Raw genomic sequence first — 22511 nt, forward strand, 5'->3', positions numbered from 1 at the left:
ACCGTGTCCTTGATCAGCAGCCAGGCGGTCCTGCGCTTGGAAACGTTCCTGTAGAGCGCGCGAGCGCGGTGAAAGCGGCCGGAGCGAGGCCGTTCAGAGGTTTCTTTTGCCTGGTGCACATCCTTACGGTATCGGTATGGCAGCCACCACCCACACAGTGACCAACCAGGCTCCGCCCCTGGTGGGATATGACGTATTCGCCGCCGACCGGGCCCTCACCGAGGCGGTCGACCGGCATCTCGATCCAGAGCTTCTGCCGGAGGCGCGCGAGGAACTGTCGTCGCTCGGGCGGACGACCGGTTCCGCCCAGGTTCAGGAGTGGGGAGCGCTGGCCAACGAGAATCCGCCGAAGCTGCGCACCCACGACCGCTACGGCAACCGGATCGACGAGGTCGACTTCCACCCGGCCTGGCACCGCCTCCTCGGCAAGGGCGTGTCGGCGGGACTGACCTCGGCCTGGACCCGGCCCGGCGGACACCTCAGGCGCGCGGCCGGCTTCGTGATCTGGACGCAGGCCGAGGCGGGCAACGGCTGCCCGCTGTCGATGACCCACGCAGCGGTGCCCGCACTGCGTGCCGACCCGGCGCTCGCCGCCGAGTGGGTGCCCCGGCTGACGTCCACGGCCTACGACCAGGAACTGCGGCCCGCGTCGCAGAAGGCCGGCGTGCTCTTCGGTATGGGCATGACGGAGAAGCAGGGCGGCAGCGACGTACGCGCCAACACGACCGAGGCCCGGCCGCTCGCCGAGGACGGGACGTACGCGCTGACCGGGCACAAGTGGTTCTGCTCGGCGCCGATGTCGGACGGTTTCCTCGTACTGGCGCAGGCCCCGGGCGGTCTGACCTGCTTCCTGGTGCCGCGCGTCCTGGAGGACGGCACCCGTAACGTCTTCCGTATCCAGCGGCTCAAGGACAAGCTAGGCAACCGGTCCAACGCGTCGAGCGAGGTCGAGTTCGACGAGACCTGGGCGCGCCGGGTGGGCGACGAGGGGCGCGGGGTGCGCACCATCATCGAGATGGTCGCGGCGACCCGGCTGGACTGTGTGCTCGGTTCGGCCTCGCTGATGCGGCAGGCCGTCGCGCAGGCGATCCACCACAGCACCTACCGCGAGGCGTTCGGCGGCCGGCTCGTCGACAAGCCGCTGATGCGCAACGTCCTCGCCGATCTGGCGCTGGAGTCGGAGGCGGCGACCACCCTGGCGATGCGGCTGGCCGCGGCCTACGACGACGGGAGCGAGCAGGAGCGGGCGTTCCTGCGGCTCGCGGTTCCGGCCGCCAAGTACTGGGTGACCAAGCGGTGTACGCCGGTCGCGGTGGAGGCGCTGGAGTGCCTGGGCGGCAACGGCTACGTCGAGGAGTCGGGCATGCCGCGACTGCTGCGGGAGTCGCCGCTCAACTCCATCTGGGAGGGCGCCGGCAATGTGCAGGCGCTGGACGTCCTGCGCGCGCTCCAGCGGGAGCCGGGGGCCCTGGACGCGTATCTGCGGGAGGTGGGACGGGCCCGTGGCGCGGACCACCGGCTGGACGGGGCCATCAAGAACCTGCTGACCGAACTGGCCGACCTGGACGGCATCGAGGCCCGTGCGCGCCGTCTGGTCGAGCGGATCGCGCTGGTGCTCCAGGGGTCGCTGCTCGTCCGGTACGCGCCGCCGGAGGTCGCCGACGCGTTCTGCGCCTCACGTCTGGGCGGTGACTGGGGCACGGCGTTCGGGACGCTGCCGCACAGTCTGGATCTGGCCACGGTGGTGGAGCGGGCCCGGCCGGTGTCCTGATGAGCCGCTGACGCGGGGGTGGTGCTGCGCCGACACGGCACCACCCCCGCCGCTGGCCCCCTTCAGGAGCTCGGACACCGCACAGGCGGTATCGCTGTCAGTTTCAAGGAACCTTGTGACCGTTGGCGAGAGTTGCAGACCGTTGCATTCCTTTGTGCACCTTGTGCGAAGGCCGGGCAGACCCGGCCGAGAGCAGGCACGATGTGGGATGACGGCGGTGTCGCGGCCCGTACGAGGTCCTGGTTCCGGGAGTGCCCTGTGAAGATCACATCGTTCAACCCCGCCCGTTTCGCCCCGTCGGACGCGTCCGAGACGGCCGGGCACCTGAAGGAGACCTGGGCCGCGTCGGTCAGGGGTGAACGTGGCCCGGTCGCCCCGCGTCCGGTGATCGGTCGGTCCTGGCAGCGAGCGAAACGTTTCGGCATCGATCCCGAACAGGGAACGGACAGCATCCTGTTACAGACGGAGGAACTCGAACACCGGCGGACATCGACCGCGCTCGCCGAGGTGATGCCGACCCTGCGCGGCGGACTCGCGGCGGTCGCCGACGCCTCCTTGCAGATCATGGTGGTCACCGACGCCGAGGGCCGGGTGCTGTGGCGCGAGGGCAACCCGGGCGTGCTGCGCCGGGCCGACGCCATCTGCCTGGAGGAAGGCGCCGCCTGGAGCGAGGACACCACCGGCACCAACGCCATCGGAACCGCCCTGTCGGCGGGCGCCCCCGTCCAGGTGCACTCCGCCGAGCACTTCGTGCGCACCCTGCACGACTGGACGTGCGCCGCCGCGCCCGTGCACGACCCGCGCGACGGGCGGCTGCTCGGGATCATCGACGTGAGCGGCCCGGACAGCACGTTCCATCCCGCGACGCTCGCCCTGGTCGACTCGGTGTCCAGACTGGCCGAAAGCGAACTGCGCGCCACGCACCTGACGGCCATCGAACGGCTGCGCTCGGTCGCCGCCCCCCTGCTGTGCCGGCTGGACGGCCCGGCGCTCGTGGTGGACACCCACGGCTGGCTCGCAGCCGTCACCGGGATGCCGCCCGTGGACCGGGTCCCGCTGCCCGACTCCTTCGGCGCGGGCCGGAGCTGGCTGCCCTCCCTCGGGATGTGCGTCGCCGAGCCGATGCCCGGCGGCTGGCTGCTGCGGGTCACCGGGGCCGCCGACACGGGGAGCGCGGGCCGGGTGGTCCTCGACCTCGTCGAACCCCGGCGGCCGCGCGTCACCGTCTCGGGCACGGCGGGCAGTTGGGCCCAGGCCCTCAGCCCGCGCCACGCCGAACTGCTCTACGTCCTCGCCGTGCACCGGCAGGGACGCAGCGCGGCCCAGCTCGCGGTCGACCTCTTCGGCGATCCGACCCGCACGGTCACGGTCCGCGCCGAACTCTCCCGCGTACGCCGCCGGCTCATCGGGCTCCTCGACCACCGGCCGTACCGCTTCCGCGAGGAGGTGGAGGTCGAGGTGCTGCTGCCGGTGGACCCCCGGGACCTGCTGCCGCACTCGACGGCGCCCGCGGTGCTCGGAGCACGGCCACCGGCCGAACCGGCGCCGTCCTGAACGCGAGGATGGGGTGAAGCGAGCGTATTTCGTGAGCGTCTTCCGCGGTCTTTGTCCTGGCCCGGGGGTCTCTGCCGTAGCATCCACTTCACAGGCCACCCCACCCGTCTCTCCGTCAACGCCCTCGGCGGGGGAGGCAGTTGGCCTATCCGGGAGGACGCATGAAGCAGCGCGGCAGGCACCGTCGTCGGAGAAGGGGACAGGCGCTGCGCGCCACCCTGGCCGGAACCGCGCTCGCGCTCACCGCGGCCGCCACCCTGATCAGCACCTCGCAGGCCACCGGAGCCAACAGTCCCGGCGGGCTCACCGCGCTCCGCGCCGGCGCCGCCTCGCAGGAACTGCGCCTCCACGAGAACCTCACCTCCCGGGACACGCTCGACACGCTCAGCGGGAACATGGGCGGCAATGTCGGCGTCGACGGAGTCCTGCGCGACGCCGACCGCTCGATGCGGAACACCGCCGACTGCACGGCGGACGAGCGGGCCGCGCTGCCCGTCGAGCCCACGGCCACCCGCGCGTACTGCTGGGAAGACGCCGACGCGCGGACCGCGCAGTGGCGGCCGCGTTCCGTGACCACGTCCGGTGACGCCTCCGAGGACGGCCTGTGGGGCACGCACCGGGTGATCCTGGCCGGCTGGACGCACCGCGACGGGCAGGCGGCCGCGCCGGCCCGGGACGAGGGCCTGGCCAGGATCGCCTTCGTCGACGCCACCGACCCGGACGCCCTCAGCTACCGCTGGGTCCTGCTGGTCACCCCGCGCGCCGGCGGCAAGGACTACGCGGCCGTCCACACGGGCCTCGGCGGCATGGTCTGGTACCAGGACAAGCTGATCGTCACCGGGGAGCACGGCCAGGGCCTGCTCGTCTTCGACCTGCACCGGCTGCTGCGGGCCGGTGTGGACAGCGGCGCCGTGGGCCGGGTGGGCCACGGCTACTCGGCCGCCGGCTACCAGTACGTGCTGCCCGCCATCGGCTCGTACGACCCGGAGGGCGGCGCGTGCGCACCCGGACGCGACCACGCGGCCCCCTGCTTCGGCTCGCTCTCCCTGGACCGTACGACCACCCCGGACAGCCTGGTCGCGACCGAGGCCGCGGGCGGCCACCCCGAGCGGACCCGCGTCTGGCGGTACGCGTTCAGCACCGCCGCGTACCGCACGGGACTGCTGGCCGACGCCCAGGGACACGTGAGCGCGGTCGAGGCCTACACGACCAGGGGCTCCGGGATCTCCGGCGCCCTCTCCCACCGGTCCGGCGGCGCCCGCGAGGCCCAGTGGTACATCGGGCGGCCGTCCGACAGCCGCACCCTGCACGGCTCGCTGTGGCGGCAGAGCGGACACGGCGCCGAGGCGGCCACGTGCACCGCCGACCAGTCGCACGCCTGCTGGGGCCTCGGCTCCGGGTCGTTCTCCTACTGGCAGCGGACCGGTGAGCTGTGGACACTCAGCGACGCGACGAACCGGCGGACGCTCTACGCGGTGCCGCTGTCGTCGGTCGACGGCTCGCTCGGATAGGGAACCGCCCCCGGTCGACGGCTCGCTCGGATAGGGAACCGCCCCCGGTCGACGGCTCGCCACGAACAGCGGGTCGGCGTCGGCCGACGGCTCGCCACGGACAGGGAGCTGTCCCTGGTCAGCGGCCCGCCCGGACGGTGGCCCGGCCTGCGGACACTTTTGGAAGGGCGCCCGCCCCCGTGATTCCCTGGCGGTCATGAGCAACGTCAGTGTGACCACCTGGTCCCTGGAGCAGACGGCCCCGACCGACCTGCTCCCCGCGAGCGCGCCCGACGGCGATCTGCGGATCGTCCGCGCCGAGGTCCCCTCGCCCGAGTTCAGCCGCTTCCTGTACGCCTCGGTCGGCGGGGACATCCGCTGGACGGACCGGCTCGGCTGGACGTACGCGCAGTGGGAGGAAGCCCTCGCCCAGCCGGGCACGGAGACCTGGGTCGCCTACGACCGGGGGACGCCCGCCGGCTATGTCGAGCTCGGCGCGCAGGACGACGGGGCCGTGGAGATCGTCTACTTCGGGCTCATCCCTGCGTTCCGCGGACGCCGGATCGGCGGACACCTCCTCTCGTACGGTGCCGAGCGCGCCTGGGACCTGGCCGGACGCTGGCCCGGGCGGGCCGAGACGAAGCGCGTCTGGCTGCACACCTGCAGCAAGGACGGGGAGCACGCGATGGACAACTATCTGCGCCGCGGCTTCCAGCTTTTCGACACCAGGGTCGAGGAGGAGGCGGAGGTCGCCACCCCGGGTCCGTGGCCGGGGGCGCACGCCCTCTGACCTGCTCGGGGCCGCGCCGGCAACGGCCTCCCGGCCCTCCTCGCGGCACCGCGGGAGGGCCGATCGTGTGATCGACAACACCCTTGTCTCGCCATTCGGGACAAGGGTGTCCACATAATGGATGACGGTGGACTGCCCGGAGATCCCCGTGACACGCTTCCGTCATGTCTGGAACTGGAATTGCCTTGGTGAGTCGGCGGCACGTCGACCTCGGCCGCATGTCCAGCGCCATCTGTCCGGCGAGCTGACCCAGCCCAGCAGCGCCGACTCTCCCCCTTTTTTGCGACCCTTGCGCAGTGCTGCGCCCATTCTTCCGTATGCACCCGTGCGCAGGTCAGAGCCGCAGTCAGACCTGTCCCGCAGTCTCGAAGGACGTATCAACCATGGCCGCCACCCCGCAGAATCCCGCCGCCGCGCCCCGCCGCAAGGTGAGCCGTCACCGCGGTGAGGGTCAGTGGGCCGTGGGTCACTTCACCCCGCTCAACGGCAACGAGCAGTTCAAGAAGGACGACGACGGTCTCAATGTGCGGACACGCATTGAGACGATCTATTCGAAGCGGGGCTTCGACTCGATCGACCCCAACGACCTGCGCGGCCGGATGCGCTGGTGGGGGCTCTACACCCAGCGCAAGCCCGGGATCGACGGCGGCAAGACCGCGATCCTGGAGCCTGAGGAGCTGGACGACAAGTTCTTCATGCTGCGTGTCCGGATCGACGGCGGCCGGCTGACCACCGAGCAGTTGCGCGTGATCGGCGAGATCTCGCAGGAGTTCGCGCGCGGCACCGCCGACCTCACGGACCGTCAGAACGTCCAGTACCACTGGATCCGCATCGAGGACGTCCCGGAGATCTGGGACCGCCTGGAGGCCGTCGGCCTGTCCACGACCGAGGCCTGCGGTGACACGCCCCGTGTCATCCTCGGCTCGCCCGTCGCCGGCATCGCCGAGGACGAGATCATCGACGGCACCCCGGCCATCGAGGAGATCCACCGCCGGGTCGTCGGCAACAAGGACTTCTCGAACCTGCCCCGCAAGTTCAAGACCGCGATCTCCGGCTCGCCGCTGCTCGACGTGGCGCACGAGATCAACGACGTCGCCTTCGTCGGCGTGAACCACCCGGAGCACGGCCCCGGCTTCGACCTCTGGGTCGGCGGCGGCCTCTCCACCAACCCGAAGATCGGCCAGCGCCTCGGCGCCTGGGTCCCGCTCGACGAGGTCGCGGACGTCCACATCGGCGTCCTCTCGATCTTCCGCGACTACGGCTACCGGCGGCTGCGCACCCGCGCCCGTCTGAAGTTCCTGGTCGCCGACTGGGGCGTGGAGAAGTTCCGCCAGGTCCTGGAGGACGAGTACCTCCAGCGCAAGCTGGTCGACGGCCCCGCCCCCGACCAGCCGGTCGCCCGCTGGCGCGACCACGTCGGAGTGCACCGGCAGCAGGACGGCCGGTACTACGTCGGCTTCGCCCCGCGCGTCGGCCGCGTCGACGGCGCCACCCTGACGAAGATCGCCGAGCTGGCCGAGGCACACGGCTCGGGCCGGCTGCGCACCACCGTCGAGCAGAAGATGATCGTGCTCGACGTGGAGGAGGCGCAGATCGACTCGCTCGTCGAGGGCCTTGAGGCGCTCGACCTGACGGCCCGCCCCTCCACCTTCCGGCGCGGCACGATGGCCTGCACCGGCATCGAGTACTGCAAGCTCGCGATCGTCGAGACCAAGGCGCGCGGAGCTTCCCTGATCGACGAACTCGAGCGCCGCATCCCCGAGTTCGAAGAACCTCTCACCATCAACATCAACGGCTGCCCGAACGCCTGCGCCCGCATCCAGGTCGCGGACATCGGTCTCAAGGGGCAGTTGGTCCTCGACGAGAACGGCGAGCAGGTCGAGGGATACCAGGTGCACCTGGGCGGCGCGCTCGGCCTGGAAGCCGGATTCGGCCGCAAGGTCCGCGGCCTGAAGGTCACTTCGGACGAGCTTCCCGACTACATCGAGCGTGTCCTCAAGCGTTTCCAGGCGGAGCGCGAGGACGGCGAGCGCTTCGCCACGTGGGCCGCGCGTGCCTCCGAGGAGGCGCTGTCGTGAGCGAGCGTGCCGCGCCGTTCTACTGCCCGTACTGCGGAGACGAAGACCTGCGACCCAGCGAAGAGGGTCACGGCGCGTGGGAATGCGCGGCGTGCAACCGAGCCTTCCAGCTGAAGTTCCTCGGGCTGCTGTCCCGGGGCGTCCGGCAGGAAGACCGTGGAGGGGCAGAGATATGACGGCCATTCAGGAAGAGCGTACGGGCGAGGACTTGAAGAGCCTGGCCGAGCGGGCGGGGCGCGATCTGGAGGACGCCTCCGCGCTGGAGGTCCTGCGCTGGGCGGTGGACACGTTCGGCGAGAAGTTCTGCGTGACCTCCTCCATGGAGGACGCGGTCGTCGCCCACCTCGCCTCGCGCGCCAAGCCCGGCGTGGACGTGGTGTTCCTCGACACCGGCTACCACTTCCCGGAGACCATCGGCACCCGTGACGCGGTGGAGGCGGTGATGGACGTCAACGTCATCACCCTCACCCCGCTTCGGACCGTGGCCGAGCAGGACGCCGAGCACGGGCCGAAGCTGCACGACCGCGACCCGGACCTGTGCTGCGCCCTGCGCAAGGTCAAGCCGCTCGAAGAGGGCCTGACCGCGTACGACGCCTGGGCGACCGGGCTGCGCCGCGACGAGTCCCCGACCCGGGCGAACACCCCGGTCGTCGGCTGGGACGAGAAGCGGCGGAAGGTCAAGATCTCGCCGATCGCCCGCTGGACGCAGGACGACGTGGACGCGTACGTCGCCGAGCACGGGATCCTCACCAACCCGCTGCTGACGGACGGTTACGCCTCCGTCGGCTGCGCGCCCTGCACCCGCCGGGTGCTCGAGGGCGAGGACGCGCGCGCCGGCCGCTGGGCGGGCCGCTCGAAGACCGAGTGCGGGCTGCACGGATGACGACCACGACCACGACCGCCGCGGACCCCACGAATTCCCAGGAGCAGCAAGTGACGACCGGAGCCACCGTCTGGCTCACGGGTCTGCCGAGTGCCGGCAAGACCACCATCGCGTACGAACTGGCCGGCCGGCTGCGCGAGGAGGGCCACCGTGTCGAGGTCCTCGACGGCGACGAGATCCGCGAGTTCCTCTCGGCGGGGCTCGGCTTCAGCCGCGCGGACCGGCACACCAACGTGCAGCGCGTCGGCTTCCTCGCCGAACTGCTCGCCCGCAACGGCGTCAAGGCGCTCGTCCCGGTGATCGCGCCCTACGCGGACAGCCGCGAGGCCGTACGGGGGCGCCACCAGGCCGGGGGCACCCCGTACCTGGAGGTCCACGTGGCGACCCCGGTCGAGGTGTGCTCCGTACGCGATGTGAAGGGGCTGTACGCCAAGCAGGCCGCGGGCGAGATCTCGGGTCTGACCGGCGTCGACGACCCGTACGAGGCTCCCGAGTCGCCCGATCTGCGCATCGAGTCGCACACCCAGACCGTGCAGGAGTCCGCTGCCGCGCTGCATGCGCTGCTCACCGAGAGGGGTCTCGCATGACGACCGTCGCCAATGTCTCCGAGGAGACGGAGAGCAGCCCGTACGCGCTGTCGCACCTGGACGCCCTGGAGTCCGAGGCCGTCCACATCTTCCGTGAGGTGGCGGGTGAGTTCGAGCGGCCGGTGATCCTGTTCTCCGGCGGCAAGGACTCCATCGTCATGCTGCACCTCGCGCTGAAGGCTTTCGCGCCCGCCGCGGTCCCCTTCACGCTGCTGCATGTCGACACCGGGCACAACTTCCCCGAGGTCCTCGAGTACCGCGACCGGACGGTGGAGCGGCACGGCCTGCGGCTGCACGTGGCCTCCGTGCAGGACTACATCGACCGCGGTGTGCTGCGCGAGCGTCCCGACGGGACGCGCAACCCGCTGCAGACCCTGCCGCTGACCGAGAAGATCCAGTCCGAGCGCTTCGACGCCGTCTTCGGCGGCGGACGCCGTGACGAGGAGAAGGCCCGCGCCAAGGAGCGGGTGTTCTCGCTGCGCGACGAGTTCTCGCAGTGGGACCCGCGCCGCCAGCGGCCCGAGCTGTGGCAGCTCTACAACGGCCGCCACGCGCCGGGCGAGCACGTCCGCGTGTTCCCGCTGTCGAACTGGACCGAGCTGGATGTCTGGCAGTACATCGCCCGCGAGGGCATCGAGCTCCCCGAGATCTACTTCGCGCACGAGCGTGAGGTGTTCCAGCGGTCGAACATGTGGCTGACCGCCGGCGAGTGGGGCGGACCGAAGGACGGCGAGACGGTCGAGAAGCGGCTCGTCCGCTACCGGACCGTGGGTGACATGTCCTGCACCGGCGCCGTCGACTCGGACGCGACCACGCTGGACGCCGTCATCACCGAGATCGCAGCCTCCCGGCTCACCGAGCGCGGCGCGACCCGCGCCGACGACAAGATGTCCGAGGCCGCGATGGAAGACCGCAAGCGCGAGGGGTACTTCTAGACATGACCAGCATCACCGAACCCACCGAGCCCCTGTCGGTCGAACAGCTCTCGGCGACCACCCTGCTGCGTTTCGCGACCGCGGGTTCCGTCGACGACGGCAAGTCCACGCTCGTCGGACGACTGCTGCACGACTCCAAGTCGATCCTCACGGACCAGCTGGAGGCCGTCGAGCGCGCCTCGGCCAGCCGCGGGCAGGACACCCCGGACCTCGCGCTGCTCACCGACGGCCTGCGCGCCGAGCGCGAGCAGGGCATCACCATCGACGTCGCGTACCGCTACTTCGCCACCGCGCGCCGCCGGTTCATCCTCGCCGACACCCCGGGCCACGTTCAGTACACGCGCAACATGGTGACCGGCGCCTCCACCGCCGACCTCGCCGTCGTGCTCGTCGACGCCCGCAACGGTGTCATCGAGCAGACCCGCCGGCACGCCGCCGTCGCCGCGCTGCTGCGCGTCCCGCACGTCGTCCTCGCCGTCAACAAGATGGACCTCGTCGAGTACAAGGAGTCCGTCTTCGCGGCCATCGCCGAGGAGTTCACGGCGTACGCGTCCGAGCTGGGCGTCCCCGAGATCACCGCGATCCCGATCTCGGCGCTCGCCGGTGACAACGTGGTGGACCCCTCCGCGAACATGGACTGGTACGGCGGCCCGACGGTTCTGGAGCACCTGGAGACCGTGCCGGTCAGCCACGACCTGGCGCACTGCCACGCGCGGCTGCCCGTGCAGTACGTGATCCGCCCGCAGACCGCCGAGCACCCGGACTACCGGGGGTACGCCGGTCAGATCGCGGCCGGTACCTTCCGCGTCGGCGACAGCGTCACCGTGCTGCCCTCCGGCCGCACCACGAAGGTCGCCGGGATCGATCTGCTGGGCAAGCCGGTCGACATCGCGTGGACCCCGCAGTCGGTGACCCTCCTGCTGGAGGACGACATCGACGTCTCGCGCGGTGATCTGCTCGTGCCGAGCAAGGACGCGCCGCCGACCACGCAGGACGTCGAGGCGACCGTCTGCCACGTGGCCGACGAGCCGCTCACCGTCGGCCACCGGGTGCTGCTCAAGCACGGCACCCGCACGGTCAAGGCGATCGTCAAGGACATCCCGTCCCGGCTGACCCTGGACGACCTCTCGCTGCACCCGCACCCGGGCCGGCTGGTCGCCAACGACATCGGCCGGGTCAAGATCCGCACCGCCGAGCCGCTCCCGCTCGACGCGTACGCCGACTCCCGGCGCACCGGCGCGTTCATCCTGATCGACCCGGCCGACGGGACCACGCTGACCGCGGGCATGGTCGGCGAGTCCTTCGCCGCGCCGCAGCCGGTCAAGGACGAGTCCGACGACGACGGCTGGGACTTCTGACATGAATCCTGTCGACTTCTACTCCACGTTCGCGAAGGAGGGCGGCCGCGTCGGCAGCGGCGCCCTCGGCAGCGGGCAGGGCGGAGTGGCGCGATGTGCGCGATGACGTACGCGCACTGCCTGCGCGCCCCGTCCCCCCACAGCCTGAGCGTCCGAAGACCTGCCGACTTCCCGGCCACGACCTGAGAAAGGCGTGACCGCCGGGCCACCGAGAGGAAACCCTCCCGTGCCTGCCATCCGCTCCACGCGCACCAAGCTGCTCGGCCGCGGTATAGCCCTCGTCACCGCTCTCCCCCTGCTCGCGCTCGCCGCCTGCAGCTACGGCTCCGAGGCCAAGGACGACACCAAGGCGAAGGTCGCCGCCGGATCGAAGAAGATCGACGGACTCGACTCCGTGAAGATCGGCTACTTCGGCAACCTCACGCACGCCACCGCGCTGGTCGGCAACCAGAAGGGCTTCTTCCAGAAGGAGCTCGGCGCCACCGCCGCCAAGTACCAGATCTTCAACGCCGGGCCCTCCGAGATCGAGGCGCTCAACTCGGGCTCCATCGACATCGGCTGGATCGGCCCCTCGCCGTCGATCAACGGCTTCACGAAGTCCGGGGGCAAGAACCTGCGGATCATCGGCGGTTCGGCCTCGGGCGGCGTCAAGCTCGTGGTGAACCCCGAGAAGATCAAGTCCCTGAAGGACGTCAAGGGCAAGAAGATCGCGACGCCGCAGCTCGGCAACACGCAGGACGTCGCGTTCCTCAACTGGGCCGCGGAGCAGGGTTACAAGGTCGACCCGCAGAGCGGCAAGGGCGATGTCTCGGTCGTCCGCACCGACAACAAGATCACTCCGGACGCCTACAAGTCCGGCTCCATCGACGGCGCCTGGGTGCCGGAGCCGACCGCGTCCAAGCTGGTCGCCGAGGGCGCCAAGGTGCTGCTCGACGAGTCGGACCTGTGGCCCGACAAGAAGTTCGTGATCACGAACATCATCGTGTCGCAGAAGTTCCTCAAGGAGCACCCGAAGGTCGTCGAGGCGGTCCTGAAGGGCTCCGTCGAGACCAACAAGTGGATCAACGCCAACCCGGACGACGCCAAGGCCGCGGCGAACAAGCAGTTGGAGGCCGACTCGGGCAAGGCGCTGCCGGCCGCTGTCCTCGACCCGGCCTGGAAGTCCATCCAGATCACCAATGACCCGCTGGCCTCCACGCTGCACACCGAGGCGGACCACGCGGTGAAGGCCGGTCTCCTGGACCAGCCGAACCTGACCGGCATCTACGACCTCACGCTCCTGAACAAGGTCCTCAAGGCCGCGGGCGAGAGCCCGGTCGACGACGCCGGTCTCGGCGTCAAGTAAGCCCGGATCCCGATGAGTTCCCAGGAGGTGACGACCATGGCCACGACGCTCACCAAGGCCGCCGACGGCGCCGACACGACGGAGTACGCCGCCCGCATCGAGCACGTCTCGAAGTCCTTCGCCGGACCCGCGGGACCCCAGCTCGTCCTCGACGACATCACCCTCGATGTCGCGCCGGGCGAGTTCGTCACCCTCCTGGGGGCCTCGGGGTGCGGCAAGTCCACACTGCTGAACCTGGTGGCGGGGCTCGACAAGCCCTCCGCCGGCACCATCACGACCAACGGGCGCCCGGCTCTGATGTTCCAGGAGCACGCCCTGTTCCCGTGGCTGACCGCGGGCAAGAACATCGAACTCGCTCTGAAACTCAGGGGAGTTCAGAAGGCGGAGCGGCGCGAGCGCGCCGAGGAGCTGCTCGAACTCGTCCGGCTCCAGGGCGCGTACGGCAAGCGGGTGCACGAACTGTCCGGCGGTATGCGCCAGCGCGTGGCGATGGCCCGGGCACTCGCGCAGGACAGCCAGATCCTGCTGATGGACGAGCCGTTCGCGGCGCTGGACGCCATCACCCGGGACGTGCTGCACGACGAGCTGACCCGGATCTGGCGCGAGACGGGCCTGTCCGTCCTCTTCGTCACGCACAACGTCCGTGAGGCCGTGCGGCTCGCCCAGCGTGTGGTCCTGCTGTCCTCCCGCCCGGGGCGCATCGCCCGCGAGTGGACCGTGGACATTCCGCAGCCGCGCCGCATCGAGGACGCCCCCGTGGCGGAACTGTCCATCGAGATCACCGAAGAACTGCGTGGGGAGATCCGCCGCCATGGCCAGCACTGAGACGAAGTCCGACGCGGCCGTCAAGGAGCACGACGGACTGGGCGGACTGGAGGCGGGCCTCGACGCGCTGGAGTCCTCCGTCGCCGGCCGCAGCTCCTTCGGCACGACGTTCCGGCAGAAGATACTGCCGCCGCTCGTCGCGGCCGTGGTGGTACTGGCGGCCTGGCAGGCACTGATCACGTTCAAGATCGTCGACGACCCGACCAAGCTGCCCTCGCCGTCCGCCGTCTGGAGCGAGGTCGAGAACGCCTGGCTCCAGGGCACGCTCCTCGACTACATCTGGACCAGCGTCTCGCGCGGTCTGCTCGGCTTCCTGTTCGCCCTGGTGATCGGGACCCCGCTGGGCCTGGTGGTGGCCCGGGTGAAGTTCGTACGGGCCGCGATCGGCCCTATCCTGTCGGGCCTGCAGTCCCTGCCGTCGGTGGCCTGGGTGCCGCCGGCCGTGATCTGGCTGGGTCTGGACAACTCGATGATGTACGCGGTGATCCTGCTCGGCGCGGTCCCCTCGATCGCCAACGGGCTGGTGTCGGGCGTGGACCAGGTGCCGCCGCTGTTCCTGCGGGCGGGCCGCACCATGGGCGCGACGGGTCTGCGGGGGACCTGGCACATCGTGATGCCGGCCGCGCTGCCCGGCTACCTGGCCGGTCTGAAGCAGGGCTGGGCGTTCTCCTGGCGCTCCCTGATGGCCGCGGAGATCATCGCCTCCTCCCCCGACCTCGGCGTGGGCCTCGGCCAGCTGCTGGAGAACGGCCGCAACGCCAGCTCCATGCCGATGGTCTTCCTCGCCATCTTCCTCATCCTGTTCGTCGGTATCGCCATCGACCTGCTGATCTTCAGCCCGGTGGAGCGGTGGGTGCTGCGCAGCCGCGGACTCCTGGTGAAGGGCTGACCCCGTCATGAACAGGCCGGAGCGCCCCGTCCTCGTCGTCATCGCCCACGGCAGCCGCGATCCGCGGCACGCCGCGACGGTGCACGCCCTGGTACGCAGGGTGCGCGCCCAGCGCCCCGGCCTGCGCGTGGAGACCGGGTTCCTCGACTTCAACATCCCGTCCGTGCAAGGGGTGCTGAAGTCCCTGGCGGCCGACGGCGTACGCGAGGTGGTGGCGCTGCCGCTGCTGCTGACCCGCGCCTTCCACGCCAAGTCGGACATCCCGGCCGTGCTGCGTCAGGCGCCGTCGCGGCTGCGCGTCCGCCAGGCGGAGGTGCTCGGCCCGTCCCCGCTGCTGACGGCCGCGCTCGAACGCCGGCTGTACGAGGCGGGGCTGACGCCCGCCGACAAGTCCTCGACCGGGGTCGTGCTGGCCTCGGCGGGGTCCACCGACCCGGAGGCGATCGCGGTGATCGCAGACATCGCGCGGGAGTGGCGGCACACCGGTTGGTGCGCCGTGCGGCCTGCGTTCGCCTCCGCATCCCTTCCGCGCACCGAGGACGCGGTCCGCGAACTGCGCGCCCTCGGCTGCGAACGCGTCGCCGTCGCCCCGTACGTGCTGGCCCCCGGGTTCCTGCCGGACCGCATCGCCCGGGGTGCCGCCGGGGCGGACGTCCTCGCCGATGTCCTCGGGCCCGCGCCGGAGGTCGCGCGCCTCCTCCTGGAACGCTACGACGAGGCACGCATGCCGTCCCTGGCCGCGGTCGGCGCCTGACCTCGAAGGCGGGGCCTTCGCGGCGGCCTGCGGATGCCGCGCCGGAAACCCGGCTGCCGCCCGACGCCCGTGTGTGGTGCAATTCCCGGAGCCGGGCCGGACCGACGGGGGTTCCGGCGGGGCCCGTCACGGTCGGCACCGCAAACGGGCGAGGAGCGTGAGTTCGTGAAGATCCTGGTGATCGTCGCCGTCTGCGTCGTCGGGTATCTGGTCGTCGGACAGTGCGCCTTGGCGCTGTACGACTGGATCAAGGGCGGGAAGGCGGTAACCCCCTGGGGTATATGGCAGGTCGTGGAGGACCGGATGCCGACGGACGACACCGGGCCCCCTCTGGACGACTCCGGGCCCCCTCTGGCACTGATCCTGGCACTGATCCTATGGGTCCTCATGTCCGTCGCCTGGCCGTTCGTGCTCGGTATGACCGTGTCCGAGGACCTGCGGGAACGGCGGGAGCGCCTGGAGCAGCGGAAGCGGGAGGCGCGGGAGTTGTGGTGGAGCCAGGTTCGTCTGCCGTCCGCGGCTCCCTTCGAGGCGCGGCCGGACGCCCCTGACGACTGAGGCTTTCTCGGCGGGACGATCCGCGTGCGGCGGTTGTGAACCACCCCGCGCGCGGCGGCCGGACAGGCCGTACCCGACTGGGGGCGGACGTAGAGCGGACCAGGGGTCTCCTCCACCCCGGCCCAGGCTCCTTCCACCGTCGGCCCAGGCTTCCCGCACCGTGGACCGGCGCGGATCGCGGCCGCTGTGGGCGAGGGCCCGCCCGAACGCGCCATGACGATCACCGAGGCGATGTCCGCCTCCGGCGTCTTCGCCGTCCCGAGGTCGACCTCGCCCTCCCCCACGGCGGGGTCGTCCCGGGCGGCGGCCGCGCGGTCGAGCCGCTCGGCGCAGGCCCCGGCCCAGCCGGGTTCGGCCGTGAAGTCGCGGGCGGTCAGCTCCTCGGGGGATACACGTTCTTGTACGTCCCGTTCATGTCCCTGTCGTTCCTGTTCGCGTCGTTCATGGGTGCCACGCTAAAGACCCGGCGCCCGCACCTCTTGAACGAACGCGACAGCCTCGTCGGCGAGACGCACGAGCTCCGCCACCGGCATCGACCCGGCCGCCCGGCGCTCGCTCGCGAAGCTGTTGGCCAGCCGCTGGAGCAGGTCGTTGAGGGGGGTCGGTACGCCGTGCAGCCGGCCCAGGAGGGCGATCTCGCCGTTCAGATAGTCGGCCTCGATGGTGCCCGTGCCGCGGTGCAGGGACTGCCAGGAGGAGCCGCCGCCGCGCTCCGAGCCGTCGAAGGGTTTGAAGCTGATCTTGTCGGCGCGGGCCGTGCGCTGCTCCTCCTCACCGGCGTACGCGATACCGGCCGCGTCGAGCACCGCCGCGCCCTCCGCCCGTACCCGCGCGAAGAGCGCCAGTCCCTCCTCGCTGGTCAGGACCCCGCTGACCGCCTCGATCGCGTTGGCGAGATTGCCCAGGAGCTTGGCGTACTGCCAGCGCGCCACGTCCGGTACGACGGGCGCCTCGAAGCGCGCCGTCTCCAGGTCGGCGGCGATCCGGCGGACCGTGTCGTCGGTGCCGTGCGGAACCCGGCCGAGGTGCAGGATGCCGGTGAGCGGGGTGCCGCCCGCCGCGACGACACCGGGTTCGACGAAGGTGGCGGGCAGCCAGACACAGACGCCGTACACCCTGCGGAAGCGGCGCAGCGCGAGACGGCGGCTCTCCACACCGTTCTGCGCGCAGACCACCGGCAGGCGTTCGGCTGCCGTACCGCCGCCCGCGACCGGGCTGGGCCCCCAGTCCCGCAGGGCCGCTTCGCTGTCCTGGGTCTTCACGGTGAGAACGAGGACGTCGTCCCCGCGCAGCTCTCCGAGTGCCCCCGGTCCGTCGACCGCGAGGAGCCGGTGGGTGCGCGGGCCCTCGGGAGTCAGGAACCGCAGCCCGTCCGCGCGCAGCGCCGCGAGGTGCGCGCCGCGCGCGACGAGGACGACCTCGTGCCCGGCCTCGGCCAGCCGGCCCCCGATGGCACCGCCGACCGCACCCGCCCCGATGATGATGTAGCGCATGCGACGAGCCTCGCACAGAGAGGTGCGGCCACCCCGGCGAATTCCGCGACGCGGGGTCTTCCCGGCCACCGGTCGACCTTGCCCTGGGGGGGCAGACCCGAGGGTCCGGGGCATGGACGTGCATCTGACACGGGGCGTCTTCAGCGACCCCGGCCATCCCGGCTTCGGCGAACTGCCCGGTGATCCTACGAGGTGGACTTCGATCCGCCGGATGTCCCGGCGCCGACCGACGCCGTCGCGGCGCCCCGCACGGACGACGCGGTCCGACGCCCGTACCGGGACCCGCGCCTGACCGTCCCGGACGGCGTCACCTCGTACACGGCCTGTGAGGACGTACGGAGGGTCACGTTTCCTCGGAACTGAACGGTGTGCCCTGGTGGAAGTACAGCAGCCACTCGGTGCCGGTGCGGCGCCACAGTGAACTCCGGTGCGCCCGGCGGCCGTTGTCGTCGGTGTCGAAGGTCAGATGGACGAGGTCGGCGGCGAGCTGGACACCCTTCATGCGCGAGGTCGTGCTGCGGCCCCCGGCCTCCGTCTCCGAGGCCAGCGCCGCGAGGGTCGAGGCACGGTCCCAGACGCCCCCGGACGCGCCGAACTCGTAGAAGTCGGGGTGCAGCAGCGCGCCGACGAGGTCGGCCGAGAGGCGGACCGTCGGATCGAGCAGGCGCAGTTCGCCCTCGATGGCGGCCTCGACGGCGGCATTGCGCTCAAGCACCGGTCAGCTCCTCCAGTTTGACGACGGTGTTCCAGTTCCGTGTGGTGGCGAGGACCCCCTTGACCAGTCTGGGCTTCGCCAGGGTCTCCGCCAGCTTGGAACGGCCGAGCCCGTCGGGGGCGTACAGGTAGAGGACCCGGTCGCCCAGGCGGAACTCCTCGGGGAGGAAGGCCGCGGACTCGACGGAGGCGAAACGCTCGGCGTCGACGGGCTCCGAGAAGTACGTGACGTGCAACTGCTTGGCCTCCAGCTCGGCGGCCGGGAACGGGCACGCCTCCCGGACGGCCCGCAGATAGGCGTGATCCCGGACGAGCACGCCGACGCCGAAGCCGAAATGCTTCTCGATGGCCCCGGAGAGCTCCTCGGCGAGGGACTCCTCGTCGCCGCGGCCGCTGCTGAACACCGCGTTCCCGCTCTGGAGATACGTGCGGACGTCGCCGTACCCGAGTCCCTCCATCAGGGTGCGCAGCTCGGCCATCGGCACCTTCTTCGCGCCGCCCACATTGATGCCGCGCAACAGCGCCGCGTACGTCGTCGTCATCCGCCCACCATAAAACGGCCGCCCTGCCCCGCGGGCGTGGGCGCGACGGCGGCGTTCCCCGGGGGCCGTTCCTCCGGCGGACGGCCCGGACACGCCCCGCCGATCCCTGAGCGGAACCCCCGAGAAGTGCCGTTAGGTGTAAGGGGCTTCCGTCCTCCCCAGTGCGGAGACCCCGGGGTCCGCGGGGAGGAGCCGCAGGGCCGAGGGGTCACCGGACAGTACGAGGTGATGCTGTCGTCCGGGCCATACCTTCAATACAAAGGTGGCGGCAGGGGGCTGTCACCGTGCACAAAGGGGCTGGCCCGTCATGGGGAACGGAGACACACGGGTGCGGGGCATCGCCGCGCGAGCAGGCGGCTGGAGCGCCCGGCACCGATGGGCGGCCGTCGGAATCTGGGTGCTGTTCGTCGTCCTGGCGATGGGCCTCGGCTCCGCCGCGGGCCGCGTCGACGTCAAGGAGAGCGACCAGCTCCAGGGCGAGACGCACACCGCCGCGAAGATCATCGAGGATGCCGGCATCAAGGAGCCGGCCAGTGAGACGGTCCTGGTCCAGGCGAAGAACCCGGGCGCCAAGGCCACCGACGCCGAGTTCAGGAGCGCGGTCGCCGCGGTCGTCAAGGCGGTCGACGCCACCGGCAGGGTCACGGACGTGACCTCGCCGTACGACACCAGGACGATCTCGAAGGACGGCCGCAGCGCGCTCGTGCAGTTCGACATGCGCGGCGACTCCGAGACGGCGGGCGACCGGGTCGCACCCGTGCTGAACGCCGTCCAGGGGGTGCAGAAGGACCACGCCGGGCTGCGGATCGAGGAGATCGGCGGCGCCAGCATGAAGAAGCAGTACGACGACGCGTTCGGCGACGACTTCCAGAAGGCCGAACTCTCCGCCGTGCCCGTGGCGCTCGGCATCCTGCTGATCGCCTTCGGCGCGCTCGTCGCGGCGCTGCTTCCGGTGGCGCTCGCGGTCACCGCCATCATGGCCACGATGGGTCTGATGGGCGTCGTCAGCCACCTGATGCCGATGAGCGACACGGCCAACTCCGTGATGCTGCTGGTGGGTCTGGCCGTCGGCGTCGACTACTGCCTGTTCTATCTGCGGCGTGAGCGCGAGGAGCGCGAGGCGGGCCGGGACGCCGAAACGGCGCTGCGCATCGCCGCCGCGACCAGTGGCCGCGCCATCATCGTCTCCGGTGTCACCGTGTGCGTGGCCATGGCCGGCATGCTCTTCACCGGGCTCGCCGAGTTCGAGGCGATGGGCCTCGCCTCCCTGATGGTCGTCGCCGTCGCCATGGTCGGCTCGGTCACCGTGCTGCCCGCGCTGCTCTCCCTGCTCGGCGAGCGCGTCGAGAAGGGCCGCGTCCCGTTCCTGCACCGGGCCAGGCGGCGCGGCGCGAAGGGCGGCCACGGCAACCGCCGTCCGGCCGACGAGGGCAGCCGGTTCTGGGGGGCCGTCCTGCGCGTGGTGCTCGCCAAACCCGCGATCTCCCTGGTCGTCGCGACGGGCGCGCTGCTCGCCATCGCCGCGCCGGCCCTCGGCATGAAGACCCAACAGCTCACCCTGGACAAGGAGTTCGGAAACTCACTGTCCATCGTGGGCACGTACAACCGGGTCAACGACGCCTTCCCCGGCGGCTCCGAGCCGGCCGAGGTGGTCGTCAAGGCGCGGGACATCAACGCCTCCGAGGTGAAGGCCGCGCTCGCCGACTTCCGTGCGGCGGCGGTCAGTTCAGGCGCCTCGCGCGGTCCGGTCGACATCAAGGTGCACGCGGAGCACAACGTCGCCTTCGTCTTCGTCCCGCTGGTCGGCGGCTCCGACCAGGACAAGGCGGAGAAGAGCCTGCAACTGCTGCGCGACACCGTACGCCCGCAGACGCTCGGCAAGGTCGACGGCCTGCAGGCGCCGATCACCGGACAGGTCGCGGGATCGCACGACTTCAACGACCAGCTCATCGGCTCGGTGACCCCGGTCTTCGCCTTCGTGGTCGTCTTCGCCTTCCTCCTGATGCTGCTCTCGTTCCGCTCGCTGACGATCGCGATCACCTCGATCGCGCTCAACCTCCTCTCGGTGGCGGCCGCCTACGGCATCCTGGTCGCGGTCTTCCAGCACGGCTGGGGCGCGTCCCTGGTGGGCGCGGCGGGCGTCGGCGCGATCGTCGCCTGGCTGCCGCTGTTCCTCTTCGTGATCCTCTTCGGGCTCTCGATGGACTACCACGTGTTCGTGGTCTCCCGGATCCGTGAGGCACGGCTGCGGGGCCGCAGCACCAAGGACGCGATCCGGCACGGGGTGGTCACCACGGCCGGTGTCGTCACCAGCGCCGCCGTCATCATGGTCGCCGTCTTCGCGATCTTCGGGACGCTGTCCATGCAGTCCATGAAGCAGATGGGAGTGGGTCTGGCGGCCGCGGTGCTCATCGACGCGACGATCATCCGGGGTGTCCTGCTCCCCGCGGTGATGGCGCTGCTCGGCGAGCGCAACTGGTACCTCCCGAAGTGGCTGAACCGGATGCCCGACCTCACCCACGACGAGGCCCCCGAGGCCGTCGCGCCGCCGGTGCCGCAGGGCGAGCGGGCCGGGGTGTAGCCGGCCACGACGGGCACCACCCGGCCGCACCCGCCCCCTCCGGGCCACCGCGACGGCCGGCCGCGACCACCGGCCGGAACGACCTCGCACCTCGCACCTTCAGGGCCTGTCGGTCCCCTCCTCCGTGAGGGGCCGGCGGGCCCTTCCCGCGGAGCCACGCGTCGCCCGCTCGGGGCGTCACCCAGGGGCCGCGCGGGTCGTCACGCATCGGCCGCGCCGACCGGCACCCGCCATCGGCCGCGCGCGTGGTCGCGCGTGGGTTCTCGACCGGACGAGGCGAGGCGAGACGGGACGGGACGAAAGGAAACGTCTCGTCGAGCCGCCACGCGTCTGCGGTCGCGGCGCACCCGGTGATCGGGTAGTACGGAGAGCGGGGCCCCTCCGCCACGAAGGGACGGCTCACCGTGCAGACGCGTCTCGACGAGATCGCCGACGGCATCTACCGGATCTCGACGCACATCCCCGAGATCGCCCCGCCGACGGGCTTCACCTTCAACCAGTTCCTGGTGGCGGCGGAGGAACCCCTGCTCTTCCACACCGGCATGCGCGCCCTGTTCCCGCCGGTCTCCGAGGCCATCGCGCGCGTGATGCCGGTGGACAGGCTGCGCTGGATCACGTTCGGGCACGTCGAGGCCGACGAGTGCGGCGCGCTGAACGAGTTCCTGGCCGTGGCCCAGCAGGCCGAGGTCGCGCACAACACCCTGGGATGCCTGGTCACGCTCAACGACCTGGTGTCCCGGCCGCCGCGGCCGATGGGAGAGGGAGAGCGTCTCGACATCGGCGGCCACGAGGTACGGCGGGTCGTACGGAACATCGACACCCCCCACGTACCGCACAACTGGGAGGCGCGGCTGCTCTTCGAGGAGCACACCCGCACCCTCTTCTGCGGTGACCTGTTCACCCATCTCGGGAACGGGCCCGCCGTCACCGCCGACGGGATCGTCGAACCCTGCCTGGAAGCCGAGGAGTTGTTCCGCCAGATCTCCTGCCTGACCGCGACGACCACCACCCTGCGCTCGCTCGCCGACCTGCGGCCCGCCACGCTCGCCGTGATGCACGGCTCCTCCTTCAACGGCGACTGCCCCCGCGCGCTGAACGACCTGGCGGACGCCCTCGACTTCCGCTTCGGCCCCGAGACCGAGTTCGTGTCCCGGCCGAGCGTGCTGGCGGAACCGCATCCCTGGCTGGAGTCACCGCATCCCAGGTTGAAGTGACCCGCGGCCGTACGAGCCCGGTCGTGCCGGGGCCCGATCGTGCCTGGCCCGGCGGCCCCCGTCACCGCCTCGAAGGCGGGGTGGGCCGGCGAGCGACAGCGCACCCCGGTCCGACCGGTGGGAATGCGACACTGGCCGGCGGACGGCAGG

General features: G+C 71.2%; 21 protein-coding genes. 18 read left to right on the forward strand and 3 right to left on the reverse strand.

Translation table 11 applies throughout. The annotated features are described in order from the left end of the window. The first annotated feature begins 136 nt into the window (after window positions 1-136). The 16 genes from ACIQRL_RS14645 (at window position 137) to ACIQRL_RS14720 (ending at window position 15817) form a co-directional block, all read left to right on the forward strand. Window positions 137-1771 (forward strand): acyl-CoA dehydrogenase family protein, encoded by a 1635-nt coding sequence (locus ACIQRL_RS14645; RefSeq protein WP_401331449.1) that lies wholly within the window; start codon window positions 137-139, stop codon window positions 1769-1771. Between the two features lie 258 nt (window positions 1772-2029). Then, window positions 2030-3325, forward strand: a complete 1296-nt coding sequence (locus ACIQRL_RS14650; protein ID WP_401331451.1) for a GAF domain-containing protein — start codon at window positions 2030-2032, stop codon at window positions 3323-3325. Between the two features lie 161 nt (window positions 3326-3486). After that, the gene (locus tag ACIQRL_RS14655; protein WP_401331453.1) at window positions 3487-4836 is read left to right on the forward strand and encodes a hypothetical protein; all 1350 of its coding nucleotides are present in this window, start codon (window positions 3487-3489) and stop codon (window positions 4834-4836) included. Window positions 4837-5032: 196 nt separating this feature from the next. Further along, complete coding sequence (locus ACIQRL_RS14660; protein ID WP_401331455.1) at window positions 5033-5605, forward strand: GNAT family N-acetyltransferase; 573 nt, start codon at window positions 5033-5035, stop codon at window positions 5603-5605. 164 nt (window positions 5606-5769) lie between these two features. Continuing rightward, on the forward strand, window positions 5770-5853 hold the full coding sequence (locus tag ACIQRL_RS14665; RefSeq protein WP_309486338.1) for a putative leader peptide: 84 nt from the start codon (window positions 5770-5772) through the stop codon (window positions 5851-5853). A 135-nt stretch (window positions 5854-5988) separates the two neighbouring features. Continuing rightward, window positions 5989-7683, forward strand: coding sequence for a nitrite/sulfite reductase (locus ACIQRL_RS14670; protein ID WP_401331457.1), 1695 nt, complete (start codon window positions 5989-5991; stop codon window positions 7681-7683). Further along, window positions 7680-7859, forward strand: a complete 180-nt coding sequence (locus tag ACIQRL_RS14675) for a hypothetical protein (RefSeq protein WP_328552809.1) — start codon at window positions 7680-7682, stop codon at window positions 7857-7859. The genes ACIQRL_RS14670 and ACIQRL_RS14675 overlap by 4 nt, the downstream gene beginning before the upstream one ends. After that, on the forward strand, window positions 7856-8566 hold the full coding sequence (locus ACIQRL_RS14680) for a phosphoadenylyl-sulfate reductase (protein ID WP_401331459.1): 711 nt from the start codon (window positions 7856-7858) through the stop codon (window positions 8564-8566). Before ACIQRL_RS14675 ends, ACIQRL_RS14680 begins: the two co-directional genes overlap by 4 nt. Further along, entirely contained in the window at window positions 8563-9153 is a 591-nt protein-coding gene (gene cysC, locus ACIQRL_RS14685; RefSeq protein WP_401331461.1) for an adenylyl-sulfate kinase, read from the forward strand. The genes ACIQRL_RS14680 and cysC overlap by 4 nt, the downstream gene beginning before the upstream one ends. Continuing rightward, window positions 9150-10088 (forward strand): sulfate adenylyltransferase subunit CysD, encoded by a 939-nt coding sequence (gene cysD, locus ACIQRL_RS14690; protein ID WP_401331463.1) that lies wholly within the window; start codon window positions 9150-9152, stop codon window positions 10086-10088. Before cysC ends, cysD begins: the two co-directional genes overlap by 4 nt. 2 nt (window positions 10089-10090) lie before the next feature. Continuing rightward, complete coding sequence (locus ACIQRL_RS14695) at window positions 10091-11446, forward strand: sulfate adenylyltransferase subunit 1 (RefSeq protein WP_401331465.1); 1356 nt, start codon at window positions 10091-10093, stop codon at window positions 11444-11446. Window positions 11447-11672: 226 nt separating this feature from the next. Beyond that, complete coding sequence (locus ACIQRL_RS14700; RefSeq protein WP_401331467.1) at window positions 11673-12791, forward strand: aliphatic sulfonate ABC transporter substrate-binding protein; 1119 nt, start codon at window positions 11673-11675, stop codon at window positions 12789-12791. A gap of 36 nt (window positions 12792-12827) precedes the next feature. Continuing rightward, window positions 12828-13616, forward strand: a complete 789-nt coding sequence (locus ACIQRL_RS14705; protein WP_401331469.1) for an ABC transporter ATP-binding protein — start codon at window positions 12828-12830, stop codon at window positions 13614-13616. Further along, entirely contained in the window at window positions 13603-14505 is a 903-nt protein-coding gene (locus ACIQRL_RS14710) for an ABC transporter permease (RefSeq protein ID WP_401331471.1), read from the forward strand. Before ACIQRL_RS14705 ends, ACIQRL_RS14710 begins: the two co-directional genes overlap by 14 nt. A 7-nt stretch (window positions 14506-14512) precedes the next feature. Continuing rightward, window positions 14513-15259 (forward strand): sirohydrochlorin chelatase, encoded by a 747-nt coding sequence (locus ACIQRL_RS14715; RefSeq protein ID WP_401331473.1) that lies wholly within the window; start codon window positions 14513-14515, stop codon window positions 15257-15259. Between the two features lie 165 nt (window positions 15260-15424). After that, a complete protein-coding gene (locus ACIQRL_RS14720; RefSeq protein ID WP_401331475.1) occupies window positions 15425-15817 on the forward strand; it encodes a hypothetical protein in 393 nt (130 codons plus the stop codon). Between the two features lie 455 nt (window positions 15818-16272). Here the strand turns inward: ACIQRL_RS14720 and ACIQRL_RS14725 are convergent, their stop codons facing one another. The 3 genes from ACIQRL_RS14725 to ACIQRL_RS14735 all read right to left on the reverse strand — a co-directional run bounded on the left by ACIQRL_RS14725 (window position 16273) and on the right by ACIQRL_RS14735 (window position 18566). Beyond that, window positions 16273-17310, reverse strand: a complete 1038-nt coding sequence (locus ACIQRL_RS14725; RefSeq protein ID WP_401331477.1) for a ketopantoate reductase family protein — start codon at window positions 17308-17310, stop codon at window positions 16273-16275. Window positions 17311-17653: 343 nt separating this feature from the next. Then, the gene (locus ACIQRL_RS14730) at window positions 17654-18025 is read right to left on the reverse strand and encodes a DUF4440 domain-containing protein (RefSeq protein ID WP_401331479.1); all 372 of its coding nucleotides are present in this window, start codon (window positions 18023-18025) and stop codon (window positions 17654-17656) included. Further along, window positions 18018-18566, reverse strand: a complete 549-nt coding sequence (locus ACIQRL_RS14735) for a DUF1697 domain-containing protein (RefSeq protein WP_401331481.1) — start codon at window positions 18564-18566, stop codon at window positions 18018-18020. The genes ACIQRL_RS14730 and ACIQRL_RS14735 overlap by 8 nt, the downstream gene beginning before the upstream one ends. Window positions 18567-18873: 307 nt before the next feature. Between ACIQRL_RS14735 and ACIQRL_RS14740 the strand changes: the two genes are divergently transcribed. Both ACIQRL_RS14740 and ACIQRL_RS14745 read left to right on the forward strand, forming a co-directional pair. After that, complete coding sequence (locus ACIQRL_RS14740; RefSeq protein ID WP_401331483.1) at window positions 18874-21147, forward strand: MMPL family transporter; 2274 nt, start codon at window positions 18874-18876, stop codon at window positions 21145-21147. Between the two features lie 404 nt (window positions 21148-21551). After that, window positions 21552-22361 (forward strand): MBL fold metallo-hydrolase, encoded by an 810-nt coding sequence (locus ACIQRL_RS14745; protein ID WP_401331485.1) that lies wholly within the window; start codon window positions 21552-21554, stop codon window positions 22359-22361. The last annotated feature ends 150 nt before the right edge of the window (window positions 22362-22511 follow it).

Origin of the sequence: Streptomyces sp. NPDC091209, assembly GCF_044757755.1 — a bacterium.
Taxonomy (GTDB): domain Bacteria; phylum Actinomycetota; class Actinomycetes; order Streptomycetales; family Streptomycetaceae; genus Streptomyces.